The following is a 12,701-nucleotide window of genomic DNA, read 5'->3' on the forward strand; positions in this document are numbered from 1 at the left end:
CACGCCTGCGCCGCCGGAAGCCGGTGGTGCAGGCATCATCAACCTCAACGACGGACGAGAGGTGGTTTGTTCCAGGAATGCCGCAGGCGTTCGCGAAACGGGAGGCATGCCATCTCCCGTCGCTCATCGTAGTGGATCAGACGGGCAGGGCGTCAAGGATTTCTCTGTGCGTGGGTTGATGAGCGCAGACGCGTTACCCTGATCCCGATTTCCCTTGGCGATCTGTTCCATGTCCATTGTGCTCACCCCGTTCGCCCGCACCCGTCTGTTCCCCCGCAACGCTCGCCGCAACACCATTCGGGACTGCACGGCGGAGGAGTTCGAACGCCGCCTCAACGACGACGCCCCGTTGAAGGTGCTCGACGGCTACGCCCCGTTCTGCAAGCTGCATGTGCATCGCAACTGGACGTCGACGCGTTGCCTGACTGCGCCCATCACCGAGGCCAACCGCCACTTGTTGCGCTCGGCGTACGAAGCGCGCTCACCGGCCGAACTGCCGGTGCTGGTGCGCTGGTTCGAAGGGCTGGACGTGCCGGTGGCCAACTACCTCCTGGTCATCCTCTATGACCGTGAGCAGTTGGCCAGGGAAGACACCTCGATCGAGGCGGACTGGGGTGTCGTCGGTTGTCTGTACACCGAGCTGCCGGAGGAGATCCCGATGGCGCCGATCACGATGATGCGCAATGCACTCGGGGTGGAAGAGGGCGGCTCGGGCGTGCCGCTGGACCCCGAGGCGTATCGACGCAGTGTGGCGTTCTGGGAGCAGAACGCGAACTGGCGGCCGTAGGGCGCCACGTGCTTTCGTCGCGTAAGGCCGCGGAGTGCCGCTGTTTTCTGCCCGGACGGAGCCCGCCCGCTACAATGGCGGACCCGATCGGGCGGGAAGTGCCGTGCTCGATCGCCTGTCAACGAACCCCAGAAGCCAGCCATGAATACAGCCAATCGCAAGCCCTTGCCGGGTACTTTACTGGATTATTTCGACACGCGTGCGGCGGTGGATGCGCTTCGCCCGGGTGCGTACGCGACGCTGCCGTATTGCTCGCGCGTGTTTGCGGAGAACCTGGTGCGGCGCTGCGATCCGGCGACGCTGGGCGTGTCGTTGCTGCAATTGATCGAGCGCAAGCGCGATCTGGATTTCCCGTGGTTCCCGGCGCGCGTGGTCTGCCACGACATCCTCGGCCAGACGGCGCTGGTGGATCTGGCCGGTTTGCGTGATGCGATTGCCGAACAGGGCGGCGATCCGGCGCTGGTCAATCCGGTGGTGCCGACGCAGTTGATCGTCGATCACTCGCTGGCGGTGGAGGCACCGGGCTTCGACCGCGATGCGTTCGCGAAGAACCGCGCGATCGAGGATCGCCGCAACGAAGACCGTTTCCACTTCATCAACTGGACCAAGCGGGCGTTCAAGAACGTCGACGTGATTCCGCCGGGCAACGGCATCATGCATCAGATCAATCTGGAGCGGATGTCGCCGGTAGTGCACGCGGTCGATGGCGTGGCGTACCCGGATACGCTGGTCGGTACCGACAGCCATACGCCGCACGTCGATGCGCTGGGCGTGATCGCCATCGGCGTCGGCGGGCTGGAAGCCGAGAGCGTGATGCTCGGTCGCGCTTCGTGGATGCGCTTGCCCGACATCGTCGGTGTGGAGCTGAGCGGCAAGCCGCAGCCGGGCATCACGGCGACCGATATCGTGCTGGCGTTGACCGAGTTCCTGCGCAACGAGAAAGTCGTCGGCGCCTATCTAGAGTTCTACGGTGAAGGCGCGACTGCACTGACCCTGGGCGACCGCGCGACCATCTCCAATATGACGCCGGAGTTCGGTGCGACCGCGGCGATGTTCTACATCGACCAGCAGACCATCGATTACCTGAAGCTGACCGGCCGCGCGGACGAGCAGGTCAAGCTGGTGGAAACCTATGCCCGCGAAACCGGCTTGTGGGCCGATGCGCTGACCACCGCCGAATACGAGCGCGTGCTGCACTTCGACCTGTCTGCCGTGGTGCGCACCATGGCCGGGCCGAGCAACCCGCACAAGCGGCTGCCGACCAGTGCGCTGGCCGAGCGTGGCATCGCCGTCAATCTGGACCAGGTCCGCGCGCAGGAAGCCGAAGGTCTGATGCCTGATGGCGCGGTGATCATCGCCGCGATCACCAGCTGCACCAATACCAGCAACCCGCGCAACGTGATCGCTGCCGCCTTGCTGGCGCGCAACGCCAACACGCGCGGCCTGACCCGCAAGCCGTGGGTGAAGACCTCGCTGGCGCCGGGTTCCAAGGCGGTGCAGATGTATCTGGAAGAAGCGAAGCTGCTGCCGGAGCTGGAGCAACTGGGCTTCGGCATCGTCGGCTTCGCCTGCACCACTTGCAACGGCATGAGCGGCGCGCTGGATCCGAAGATTCAGCAGGAAGTGATCGAGCGCGATCTGTACGCCACTGCCGTGCTCTCGGGCAACCGCAACTTCGACGGCCGCATCCACCCGTATGCCAAGCAGGCCTTCCTCGCCTCGCCGCCACTGGTCGTCGCCTACGCCATCGCCGGCACCATCCGTTTCGATATCGAGAAGGACGTACTGGGCATCGACAAGGAAGGCAACGCGGTGACCCTGAAAGATCTGTGGCCCACGGATGCGGAGATCGACGCCATCGTCGCCGCCAGCGTCAAGCCTGAGCAGTTTCGCCAAGTCTACGACCCGATGTTTGCCCGCAGCGGCATCAGTGGCCTCAAGGTCGATCCGCTGTACGAGTGGCGTGCGCAGAGCACCTATATCCGCCGTCCGCCGTATTGGGAAGGTGCGCTGGCCGGCGTCCGCACGATGACCGGCATGCGCGCACTGGCCGTGCTGGGCGACAACATCACCACCGATCATCTGTCGCCATCCAACGCCATCCTCGCCCGCAGCGCCGCCGGCGAATACCTCGCGAAAATGGGTTTGCCGGAAGAGGACTTCAATTCCTACGCCACCCACCGCGGCGACCATCTGACCGCCCAGCGTGCCACTTTCGCGAACCCCAAGCTGTTCAATGAAATGGTGCGCAACGACGATGGTACGGTGCGGCAGGGTTCGCTGGCGCGGATCGAGCCGGAAGGCCAGGTCACCCGCATGTGGGAAGCCATCGAAACCTACATGGCGCGCAAGCAGCCGTTGATCATCATCGCCGGCGCCGACTACGGCCAGGGCAGCTCACGCGACTGGGCCGCCAAGGGCGTGCGCCTGGCCGGCGTGGAAGTGATCGTGGCCGAAGGCTTCGAGCGCATCCATCGCACCAACCTGGTCGGCATGGGCGTGCTGCCGCTGGAGTTCAAGCCGGGCGTCGATCGCAAGACGCTGACCATTGATGGCAGCGAGACGTTCGACGTGACGGGTGAATGCACGCCGGGGGCGGAGATGAACCTGGTGATCCATCGGCGCAATGGTGAGCGGGTGGATGTCCCCGTGACCTGCCGACTGGATACGGCGGAAGAGTTGCTGATCTATGAGGCTGGCGGTGTGTTGCAGCGGTTTGCGCAGGATTTTTTGGCGTCGGCGCAGGCTTGATGGGTTGCAAGAGCACCCCTCTCCCTCGATCCCTCTCCCACAAGGGGAGAGGGAGGTGGCACGCTCGTAGGTACGAGGTTAGTTGAGATTTTTTGAAAGCCCCTCTCCCCTTGCGGGAGAGGGGTTGGGGAGAGGGGTAGTTCTGATGGATCAGAAGCCATTCGCCAAACACCTGCGCCAAAACATGACCGACGCCGAGCACCTGCTATGGCGCCACCTCCGCGCACATCGCCTGCTCGATCAGAAATTCCGCCGTCAGCAGCCGATCGGTCCCTACATCGTGGACTTCGTGCATTTCGGCGCACGCCTGATCGTCGAAGCGGATGGCGGGCAGCACAACGATAGCGATGGCGATTCGGTGCGTGACGCTTGGTTGGAAAAGCAGGGCTTCTCGGTGCTGCGTTTCTGGAACCACGAGATATTGCAGAATACGGAAGCGGTGCTTGAGGCGATTTTGAATGCTGTAGTAGACACGAACCCCTCTCCCCCGGCCCCTCTCCCACAAGGGGAGAGGGGAGACAAGCCGCGCACCTGAAGGCCCGCCGGCTTCTAAAAGCCCCTCTCCCCTTGTGGGAGAGGGGTTGGGGAGAGGGGTCACACTGACATGAGCCACGAACAGGATTCCCGATGAACCATGCACCCCAGATCCGCATTCCCGCCACCTACATGCGCGGCGGCACCAGCAAGGGCGTGTTCTTCCGCCTGCAGGATTTGCCCGCGGCAGCGCAGGTGCCGGGTGCAGCGCGCGATGCGTTGTTGCTGCGGGTGATCGGCAGCCCCGATCCCTACGGCAAGCAGACGGACGGCATGGGCGGCGCGACGTCCAGCACCAGCAAGACGGTGATCCTGTCTGCCAGCGAGCGGCCCGATCATGACGTCGACTATTTGTTCGGCCAGGTGTCGATCGACCAGCCGTTTGTGGACTGGAGCGGCAACTGCGGCAACTTGTCGGCAGCGGTCGGTTCGTTTGCGATTGCCAGCGGTTTGGTCGATGCGAGTCGTGTGCCGCGCGATGGCATCTGCACGGTGCGGATCTGGCAGGCGAATATCGGCAAGACCATCGTTGCGCATGTGCCGATGACGGATGGCGAGGTACAGGAAACCGGTGATTTCGAGCTGGATGGCGTGACCTTTCCGGCTGCCGAAGTACAGCTTGAATTTCTTGATCCGGCCGATGAAGGCGAGGGCGGCGGCGCGATGTTCCCCACCGGCAACGTGGTGGACGAGCTGGACGTGCCCGGCGTCGGCACGCTCACCGTCACGATGATCAACGCCGGCATTCCGACCATCTTCGTCAATGCTGCCGCCATCGGTTACACCGGCACCGAATTGCAGGGTGCGATCAACAGCGATGCGAAGGCGCTGGCGATGTTCGAGACGATACGCGCGTACGGCGCGGTACGGATGGGGCTGATCAAGCACATCGATGAAGCGGCGCAGCGTCAGCACACGCCGAAAGTGGCGTTTGTGGCGCCGTCTTCGGCCTATGTCGCCTCAAGCGGCAAGCAAGTCGCCGCCACGGATGTCGATCTGCTGGTGCGTGCGATGTCGATGGGCAAATTGCATCACGCGATGATGGGTACGGCCGCGGTGGCAATCGGCACGGCCGCCGCCATTCCCGGCACCCTGGTAAATCTTGCCGCTGGCGGCGGTGAGCGCACATCCGTACGTTTTGGCCATCCCTCCGGTACCTTGCGTGTGGGTGCGCAAGCGGCCCTGGTCGATGGCCAATGGCGAGTGACCAAGGCGATCATGAGCCGCAGCGCTCGGGTGTTGATGGAAGGCTCAGTGCGTGTGCCGGGCGATGCGTTCTGAGCGGGCTGGTTTGCCGAGCAACAGTTTTCGCTCGCTGGGCTGACTTGTCGGGTCGGGAATCGTCCGTTCGAGCCTTATACTGATCCGCTCCGCTCTGCCTGGTCACTGCCTGATGAGTTCCACCCCTCGCCCGGTGCGGCGCAGCCTGCCATGGCTGCTGGCTGGGCTGTCGATGATCGGACCGTTTTCGATCGACGCGGTGTTCCCGGCGTTTCCGTTGATCGGCGCGGGATTCGTGGTGGACGACGTCGCGCTGCAGCAGCTGATCAGCGTGTACCTGGTCACCTATGCGGCGATGAGCCTGTTCCACGGCGCGATCTCCGACGCGGTCGGACGCAAGCCGGTGATGATCGCCGGCATGCTGGTGTATGCGCTGGCTTCGGTGGGCGCGGCGGAGTCGACCTCGTTTGCGATGCTGCTGAGCTGTCGTGCGGTGCAGGGCCTGTCGGCCGGCGCGGGTCTGGTGGTGGGGCGTGCGGTGATCCGCGACAGCCTCGAAGGCGCCGATGCGCAGCGCCTGATGTCGCGGGTGATGATGATTTTCGGCGTGGCGCCGGTGATTGCGCCGATGGTCGGCGCGCTGCTGTTGCCGCTGGGTGGCTGGCACGGCATCTTCTGGGTGCTGGCCGGGTTCACTTCGTTGTTGGCGCTGGCGCTGGCGTGGCAGCTGGAAGAAAGTCACCCACCCGAGCGGCGCAACCAGTTTGCGCCGCGGCCGCTGCTGGCCAGCTATCTGTCTTTCAGTCGGGATCGGCCGTTCTGGCCGCTGCTGATTTCCAGCTCGGTCAATTTTGCCGGCTTGTTCCTGTACATCGCTTCGGCGCCGCGCATCGTGCGCGAGCTGCTGCATCTGTCGGCGGTGGGATTCCCGTGGCTGTTCATGCCGGTGGTGATCGGCCTGATCGGCGGCGCATGGTTGTCCGGTCGGATGGCTGCGCGGCGAAGCGCGGGGTTCACGGTGAACCTGGGCTATGCGCTGATGCTGTTGACCTGTGCACTGCACCTTGTGCTGGCGCTGGTATTTCCTGAGCCGCGGCTGCCGTGGTCGATGCTGCCGCTGATCCTGCACGGCGTCGGTGTGCAGCTGGCCTTCCCCACGCTGACGTTGTTGCTGCTGGATCGTTTTCCGAACCAGCGCGGCGGCATTTCCTCGGTGCAGGCCTTCGCCAGTCTGTTGCTGTGCAGCTTCGTCGCCGGCGTACTGTCGCCGCTGCTTTCGGTCAGTATGCTGTATCTCGCGCTCGGTGCGTCGGCGTTGACCGTCACTGGTGCGCTGGCGTGGTGGTGGTATCACGCGAGCACCCGCCGCCCGCTGGATCAGGCAGCGGCAAGCGGCGCCGATGCGGGCGCGGTGATGCAGGCGGAGATTGTCGAGCCGCGCTGAGCGGGAGCTACACCGGTGACGTCGGTTGATCCGGGTTGGTCGGTGTGTTCTGCACGACGGCATCCACCGACATCAGCACGGTCGCGCGTGCCAGCGCCTGGACCAGCGAAGGCGAACGGTAGCTGCCATCGGCGAGCCAGCGCTGCCAGACCGAATCGTCCACCTTCTCGTTGACGCCGGTACCCAGCGTGCGGTCGAACGGCGGCTTGAATTCCTTGTAGATGCCATACATGAATTCCGCATACGAATTACGCGACATGCCCATGTCGGCGTCGATGGCTGGATCGATCAATTCATTGCAGGCCAGGCCGGCATGGATCGCCTTGCGCTGCAGCCACGCCAATGGCAGGTCCGGCAGCGGATCGGGTTTGCGGCCGGCACCGTCGCGGTCGTTGCCGCCGCCGACGTCGGAGTGCGAGCCGATGAACCAGCGTTGTTCGATCTCTATTTGCTCGAGCTTTTTCGAGGTCAGGGTTTCGCCGGGTTTCACCGTATACGGGTTGCGCGTCCACACCGCTGGTGCGAAGTCGGCGCGGTGCTCGTCCAGCGCCAGCGCCTGATAGGCGTACTTGACGATCTTGCTGAGCTCGGTGTCGTGGAACTGGTAGCGCGCACGGGCATACGGGAACCACGACGCAGTGTCCGGTATGACGAGCGAGCCGACCGTATCCCATACGCCGACGAAGTGGATATCGATCTCGGTCGAGTGGCTGGCGCGGAACGCCACCGCGGCCGGATCATCCGGCTTGGTCGCGACATCACGATAGAAATCGTACGCGCCGGAAATATCCGCCTTCGCCACGCTGACAGCGGCACCGCGCTTGAGCAGGCCGCATTTGCGGATGAATCCGCCGAGACTGCGGGCGGTGTACGCGCCGCGACTGAAGCCGAACAGGTAGACATCGTCGCCGGGTTGCCACACGGCGCACAGCCAGCGATAGCCTTCGATCACGTTGTCCGACAGGCCGTAACCGAACGCGCCGCCGAGCAGATGGGTCAGGCCCGGCGACACGCCGACACCGGGCAGATAGTTGACCAGCTGCTCGATGCCGGCCGGATCGCGCGGCGCAATCAGCTGGCGCAGCCGTTCCACATTGGTGTTCGACTCGGGTTTGTTCCAGGTGCCATCGAACAGCAGCACCAGCCTGCGTGTGGCCATGATGCCCTCCGACGCGGTCGTGGTTTCCCTGGGCCGACTCTAGGACGCGAGGTGTCGCGAGGCCAGTGCCAAATCTGGCCGGGTTGGTTCGACTTGGCATTGCCGGTGGGCACGCCCGCGCTTTTTGCCACGATGTTGACGGCCGCTTGACTGCACAAAGTCGCCTGGGCGGCGGTGAAGAAGCAATACAGCAAGGGCGATGACGGCGACTGGCACGCCAGGTAGCGGCGGTTTCGCCAGCTCAGACCAGTCCGCGTTCTTCGAGGAACTGCCGTGCCTCACCCGCATCCTGCTCGAACCAGGCCTGGGTCGAGCCGAGCCGGAACGAATAACCCCAGGCATCCATGTCGGTCATCAATCGCGCGCGTCCCACGCCGGGTAACTGATCGGCCAGCACGATCTGCAGGTAACAGGTGGCGTCCTCTTCCTCGATCGAATCGGTGGCATCGGTATGGACGTCTGGACGTCTTTCCAGCGGCAGCACGATCAGGTGACAAGCCTCGTGCAGCAGTGAATGCACCGGCGTGTCATCGCGGGCATGCACGGTGTTGCCGATGATGCCAGCCTCCTCGTCACCCCAGTAGCTGCCGGGGATCGGCTCACCATCTTCCACCCGCCGCAGTTGCAGATCGAAGCGGGCGAGCAGGGCAGTGGGCGCGTCAAAACCGATCTGCCGCAGGCGCATCACGCTGCTGGCGGGATCGATGGATTCAGGGCGGTCGACGGGTTCGGGATGCATGCGCGTGCGCGGACAGCGCAGATCGAGGGGCGGCGATGATGCCGGGCGATGCGTGATCGCCCGGCGGACTGGCTGGCGGCAACGGCCGCCGGAACTCAGGCGGTCTTGGCGGCAGCCTTGCCGTCCGGCAGGGTCACCGAGAGTTCGAGGATCTCGTGACCGCTGTCGCGCTCGAAATTGATGTTGATCGCATCGAGATCGACGTGGATGTATTTCTTGATCACTTCGAGCAGTTCATTGCGCATCATCGGCAGGTAGTCCGGCGCGCCGCGAGTGGAGCGCTCCTGCGCCACGATGATGCGCAGGCGCTCGCGGGCCACGTTGGCGGTCGCTTCCGGCTTGCGCTTCAGGAAATCAAGAATACCCATCGTGATCAACCTCCGAACACGCGCTGGAGAAAGCCCTTCTTGGGCACGTCGATGAAGCGCAACGGGCGCTCTTCACCGAGGATGCGGGCCACGGTGTCGCTGTAGGCCTGACCGGCATGTGAATTGGCATCGACGATCACCGGGATGCCGTTGTTGGACGCGGTCAGCACGTTCTCCGATTCCGGGATCACGCCGACCACTTCGATGCCGAGGATTTCCTCGACGTCCTTGACGCTGAGCATTTCGCCGATCGCCACGCGGGCCGGGTTGTAGCGAGTCAGCAGCAGGTGTTGCGTGACCGGACCTTCGCCGCGCTCGGCCCGGCGGGTCTTGCTGGCGAGCAGGCCGAGGATGCGGTCCGAGTCACGCACCGAGGACACTTCCGGGTTGACCACCACGACGGCGTGATCGGCGAAGTACATCGCCAGATGCGCACCTTTCTCGATGCCGGCCGGCGAGTCGCACACGACGTAGTCGAAGCCGTCCTCGGACAGGCCGTCGAGCACTTTCTCGACGCCTTCCTGGGTCAGTGCATCCTTGTCGCGGGTCTGGCTGGCGGCCAGCACGTACAGGTTGTCGTGACGCTTGTCCTTGATCAGCGACTGTTTCAGCGTGGCTTCGCCGTGCACGACGTTGACGAAGTCGTACACCACGCGGCGCTCGCAGCCCATGATCAGGTCGAGGTTGCGCAGGCCGACGTCGAAATCGATCACGGCGACTTTCTTGCCGGCCATCGCCAGGCCGGTGGCAAGTGAGGCACTGGTCGTCGTCTTGCCGACGCCGCCTTTGCCTGAAGTGACAACGATAATCTCAGCAGTCAAGGGCCCATCTCCGCATGATTGTTTTTGTTGTAGGTGATCACAGCTTGGCGATCATCAATTTTTCGCCATCGAGCCAGCATTGCACGGACTGGCCCTCGAGGTCGTCAGGAATCTGTTCGAATACGCGATATTGCCCGGCAATCGCCACCAGTTCGGCGCGGAAGTCGGACACGAAGATGCGCGCCTTCTCGTCGCCCTGCGCACCGGCCATGGCGCGACCGCGCAGGCCGCCATAGATATGGATGTTGCCATCGGCGATCACTTCGGCGCCGTTGGCGATCGCACCGGTGACGATCAAGTCGCGGTCGCGCGCGTAGACCTGCTGGCCCGAACGCACTGAGCCGGCATGGTGCTGGGCACCTTGCATGCTGCCGGGCGCCGGTGCGGACAGGATCGGCTCGCGCTGCACCGAAGGAGCGACCGGTTCGACCTGCTTGGTGGGTTCGGCAGCGGCCGGAGTGCCGCCGACCGGCTCATAGGCGGCGCGGAACTTCGCGATCAGCGGCAGTCCCATGCGCTTGGCCAGCGCCTCGGTCTCGCTGGTGCCATAGGCCAGGCCCACCGGCAACATGCCGGCGCTGCGCACGGCTTCGAGCAGTGCGTCGACGGCGCCGTCATCGGGCAGGTCGAGCAGGTGGCTCAGGTCCAGCACCACCGCGGCGCGGGCAAACATCTGCGGCGCGGCACGTACGCGGCGTTCCAGTTCGTCGCACAAGGCAGCAGCGTCGACCCGGCGCACGCGCACGCAGGCAATACCGACCTGGCCGAAGCGCAGGTCACAAGCATCGGTTGTATCCATCTTTGCATTCATGGGCGCCGCTCTCCGGCGAGGCGGCGCGGGGTGGAGTCATGTAGAAAAGGGCGTTCGCGCTCGGCCAACCAGGGCAGATCAGGCAGGCCGCCGTGTTCGAGCCAGGTATCGCGGACATAGGCGTAGCTGGGTAGGTCGCGGGCCAGCAGGCTGACCTTCGGGCCGTGCTCGCCCATGCGCTGCTGGCCGACTTCCTGGTAGCCGTAGGTGCCGTGGAACAGCAGCACAACGTCGTCGCGCGGCTCCAGAAATACTTCGCAGGTGAGTAGTGGTACGCGCACTTCGGCGTAGCTGTGCACGTCGCAATAGAAGATGCGGCCGAGACCATGACGGCGATAGGTGTTCGCGATCACGATGCGGTCGATGTAGACGAATTGCGGGTAATGCTCGGCGAACCAGCGGTAGTTCGGGCTTTCGTAATTGCCGCCTTCGCGCAACGCAATCAGGAAGCCGGCCAGGTGGCCGTCGATTTCGGCAACACGGAAATACTCGGCGTGCTCGTAGAAGTAGCGCAACTGGCTGGCGTCGAGGGCGAGGATGGAGCGACCGGCAGCGTTGTTGAGCGCCAGTACGGCATCCAGGTCGTGCTCGCGCACGTCGCGGATGGCAAGGGCCATTCGTTGCTCCGCAATGATGGATTCGGGGACAAGGTCGACCAGCGGCCTCGCGCAATGGTTCATTATGACATGCAGGCGTGCCCCTTACATCTGCAGCGACACATGTAAAGGCTTCGTAAAATGGCAGGTGGCGGAAGCCGTCGTCCATGACTTCTCGCGCATTGCGCGAAACGCCGGCACACCTAATGATGCGTGGCATGCGCTGGCCATTCCTCAGTCACATCCGTCTGTTCCGCTACGCGGGCTTCTTCACTTATTTGTCAGCCGGCACGCCGCTGATCCCCTACTGGATCACCGAGCGGCTCGATCAGCTGCATCGTCCGAACTTCTCGCTGCTGCTGTGGACGCTGTGCTACCTGATCTTCGGCCTGATGTACTGGATGCTGACCAACAACCTCGGTTCGCGCCGCTATCCGGCGCTGAAGTTGCTGGGACTGGCCGTCATGACGGCAGCTGCGGTGGCGGTGGGCTGGTACAGCCACAGCGGGCTGTCGGCCATGCTGATGGTGGTCGCCTCGCTGGTGCTGCCGTGGTTGTTGCCGTTCTGGCTGGGTGTTCTCTGGCTGGTACTGCAACATCTGAGTCTGGTTGCGATTTTTGTCACTTTCCCGGAATACGACCACAGTGTGATGGTCAGTTTCCTGCAGGCCAGCCTGTACCTCGGTATTTCGGTACTCGTTTTCATCACCTCGACGGTAGCCAGCCAGCAGGCCGAGCAGCGTGAAGCGCAGCGACGGCTGAATTCCGAGCTGCGCGCCACCCGTGCGCTGCTGGCCGAGTCCAGCCGTATTGCCGAGCGCATGCGTATCGCGCGCGACCTGCACGATCTGATCGGCCATCACCTTACCGCGCTGAGCCTGAATCTGGAGGTGGCCAGCCACCTCACCAACGAGGCTGCCGGTGCGCACGTGCGCAAGGCGCAGAGTACCGCCAAGCTGCTGCTGGCGGACGTGCGCGAGGTAGTCAGCGAGTTGCGTCAGGACGACGCGATCGACCTGACCCAGGCACTGCGCAGTCTGACCGAGGGCGTGCCCGGGCTGAACGTGCATGTGGTCATGCCGCCGCGTTTCAGCGTGGAGGATCCGCGCCGTGCGCAAGTGCTGCTGCGCTGTGCACAGGAAATCATCACCAATACCGCCAAGCATGCTGGCGCGCGCAACCTGTGGCTCAATTTTGCCTATGCTGGGGAAAGCCTGCTGGGCCTGCATGCGCGCGACGATGGTCGCGGCGCCGAGCAGGTCGAGCCGGGCAATGGCCTGTCCGGCATGCGTGAGCGCTTGGCCGAATTCGGCGGCAGCGTGACGCTGGACACTGGCCCAAGCCAGGGCTTCGCGCTGACCGTGCGGCTGCCGCTGGGCGAACACTCGGCACTGGCCCACGCGCCGTCGCGGTTTGAACCGCCGGCGCTGAATGTGTCGTAATGTTGGCGGTTCACCCGGCGTGCGAGAA

At 64.2% G+C, this 12,701-nt stretch carries 13 protein-coding genes and 1 riboswitch; of the genes, 7 read left to right on the forward strand and 6 right to left on the reverse strand.

Features of this window, described 5'->3' with window-relative positions:
* Positions 1–22: 22 nt before the first annotated feature.
* Positions 23–126: riboswitch (Fluoride riboswitch) on the reverse strand.
* Positions 127–229: 103 nt separating this feature from the next.
* The 5 genes from IE071_RS02430 to IE071_RS02450 all read left to right on the forward strand — a co-directional run bounded on the left by IE071_RS02430 (position 230) and on the right by IE071_RS02450 (position 6,737).
* Positions 230–787 carry a DUF3228 family protein gene (locus tag IE071_RS02430; RefSeq protein ID WP_189439584.1) on the forward strand — a complete coding sequence of 186 codons (558 nt, stop codon included), beginning with the start codon at positions 230–232 and terminating at the stop codon, positions 785–787.
* Between the two features lie 141 nt (positions 788–928).
* A complete protein-coding gene (gene acnD / locus IE071_RS02435; protein ID WP_189439585.1) occupies positions 929–3,538 on the forward strand; it encodes a Fe/S-dependent 2-methylisocitrate dehydratase AcnD in 2,610 nt (869 codons plus the stop codon).
* 145 nt (positions 3,539–3,683) lie between these two features.
* On the forward strand, positions 3,684–4,073 hold the full coding sequence (locus IE071_RS02440; protein ID WP_189439586.1) for an endonuclease domain-containing protein: 390 nt from the start codon (positions 3,684–3,686) through the stop codon (positions 4,071–4,073).
* Positions 4,074–4,165: 92 nt separating this feature from the next.
* Positions 4,166–5,353: a 2-methylaconitate cis-trans isomerase PrpF gene (gene prpF, locus IE071_RS02445; protein ID WP_189439587.1), complete on the forward strand. Its 1,188-nt coding sequence runs from the start codon at positions 4,166–4,168 to the stop codon at positions 5,351–5,353.
* Between the two features lie 112 nt (positions 5,354–5,465).
* Complete coding sequence (locus tag IE071_RS02450) at positions 5,466–6,737, forward strand: multidrug effflux MFS transporter (protein ID WP_189439588.1); 1,272 nt, start codon at positions 5,466–5,468, stop codon at positions 6,735–6,737.
* 7 nt (positions 6,738–6,744) lie between these two features.
* On the opposite strand, the gene IE071_RS02455 is transcribed toward IE071_RS02450, so the two are convergent.
* The gene (locus IE071_RS02455) at positions 6,745–7,896 is read right to left on the reverse strand and encodes a DUF2235 domain-containing protein (protein ID WP_189439589.1); all 1,152 of its coding nucleotides are present in this window, start codon (positions 7,894–7,896) and stop codon (positions 6,745–6,747) included.
* 150 nt (positions 7,897–8,046) lie between these two features.
* Between IE071_RS02455 and IE071_RS02460 the strand changes: the two genes are divergently transcribed.
* Positions 8,047–8,121: a ChaB family protein gene (locus IE071_RS02460; RefSeq protein ID WP_189440856.1), complete on the forward strand. Its 75-nt coding sequence runs from the start codon at positions 8,047–8,049 to the stop codon at positions 8,119–8,121.
* A 16-nt stretch (positions 8,122–8,137) separates the two neighbouring features.
* On the opposite strand, the gene IE071_RS02465 is transcribed toward IE071_RS02460, so the two are convergent.
* From IE071_RS02465 to IE071_RS02485, 5 genes are all read right to left on the reverse strand, one after another.
* Entirely contained in the window at positions 8,138–8,581 is a 444-nt protein-coding gene (locus tag IE071_RS02465; protein WP_425503439.1) for a hypothetical protein, read from the reverse strand.
* A 149-nt stretch (positions 8,582–8,730) separates the two neighbouring features.
* Positions 8,731–9,003 (reverse strand): cell division topological specificity factor MinE, encoded by a 273-nt coding sequence (minE, locus tag IE071_RS02470; RefSeq protein ID WP_077518830.1) that lies wholly within the window; start codon positions 9,001–9,003, stop codon positions 8,731–8,733.
* 5 nt (positions 9,004–9,008) lie between these two features.
* A complete protein-coding gene (gene minD, locus IE071_RS02475; RefSeq protein WP_072761835.1) occupies positions 9,009–9,824 on the reverse strand; it encodes a septum site-determining protein MinD in 816 nt (271 codons plus the stop codon).
* Positions 9,825–9,861: 37 nt separating this feature from the next.
* Positions 9,862–10,635 carry a septum site-determining protein MinC gene (gene minC / locus IE071_RS02480; RefSeq protein ID WP_189439591.1) on the reverse strand — a complete coding sequence of 258 codons (774 nt, stop codon included), beginning with the start codon at positions 10,633–10,635 and terminating at the stop codon, positions 9,862–9,864.
* Positions 10,632–11,252: a GNAT family N-acetyltransferase gene (locus IE071_RS02485; protein WP_189439592.1), complete on the reverse strand. Its 621-nt coding sequence runs from the start codon at positions 11,250–11,252 to the stop codon at positions 10,632–10,634. The genes minC and IE071_RS02485 overlap by 4 nt, the downstream gene beginning before the upstream one ends.
* A gap of 197 nt (positions 11,253–11,449) precedes the next feature.
* On the opposite strand from IE071_RS02485, the gene IE071_RS02490 reads away from it, so the two are divergent.
* Positions 11,450–12,673: a sensor histidine kinase gene (locus tag IE071_RS02490; RefSeq protein WP_189440857.1), complete on the forward strand. Its 1,224-nt coding sequence runs from the start codon at positions 11,450–11,452 to the stop codon at positions 12,671–12,673.
* Positions 12,674–12,701 lie beyond the last annotated feature (28 nt).

The organism is Rhodanobacter panaciterrae, from assembly GCF_014651895.1.
Taxonomy (GTDB): Bacteria; Pseudomonadota; Gammaproteobacteria; order Xanthomonadales; family Rhodanobacteraceae; genus Rhodanobacter; species Rhodanobacter panaciterrae.

Excerpts from the sequence above, each read along its gene's own strand:
- IE071_RS02430 (WP_189439584.1), top strand. The coding sequence starts at position 230 with ATGTCCATTGTGCTCACCCCGTTCGCCCGCACCCGTCTGTTCCCCCGC.
- acnD (WP_189439585.1), top strand. The coding sequence starts at position 929 with ATGAATACAGCCAATCGCAAGCCCTTGCCGGGTACTTTACTGGATTAT.
- IE071_RS02440 (WP_189439586.1), top strand. The coding sequence starts at position 3,684 with ATGGATCAGAAGCCATTCGCCAAACACCTGCGCCAAAACATGACCGAC.
- prpF (WP_189439587.1), top strand. The coding sequence starts at position 4,166 with ATGAACCATGCACCCCAGATCCGCATTCCCGCCACCTACATGCGCGGC.
- IE071_RS02450 (WP_189439588.1), top strand. The coding sequence starts at position 5,466 with ATGAGTTCCACCCCTCGCCCGGTGCGGCGCAGCCTGCCATGGCTGCTG.
- IE071_RS02455 (WP_189439589.1), bottom strand. The coding sequence starts at position 7,896 with ATGGCCACACGCAGGCTGGTGCTGCTGTTCGATGGCACCTGGAACAAA.
- IE071_RS02465 (WP_425503439.1), bottom strand. The coding sequence starts at position 8,581 with ATGCGCCTGCGGCAGATCGGTTTTGACGCGCCCACTGCCCTGCTCGCC.
- minE (WP_077518830.1), bottom strand. The coding sequence starts at position 9,003 with ATGGGTATTCTTGATTTCCTGAAGCGCAAGCCGGAAGCGACCGCCAAC.
- minC (WP_189439591.1), bottom strand. The coding sequence starts at position 10,635 with ATGAATGCAAAGATGGATACAACCGATGCTTGTGACCTGCGCTTCGGC.
- IE071_RS02485 (WP_189439592.1), bottom strand. The coding sequence starts at position 11,252 with ATGGCCCTTGCCATCCGCGACGTGCGCGAGCACGACCTGGATGCCGTA.
- IE071_RS02490 (WP_189440857.1), top strand. The coding sequence starts at position 11,450 with ATGCGCTGGCCATTCCTCAGTCACATCCGTCTGTTCCGCTACGCGGGC.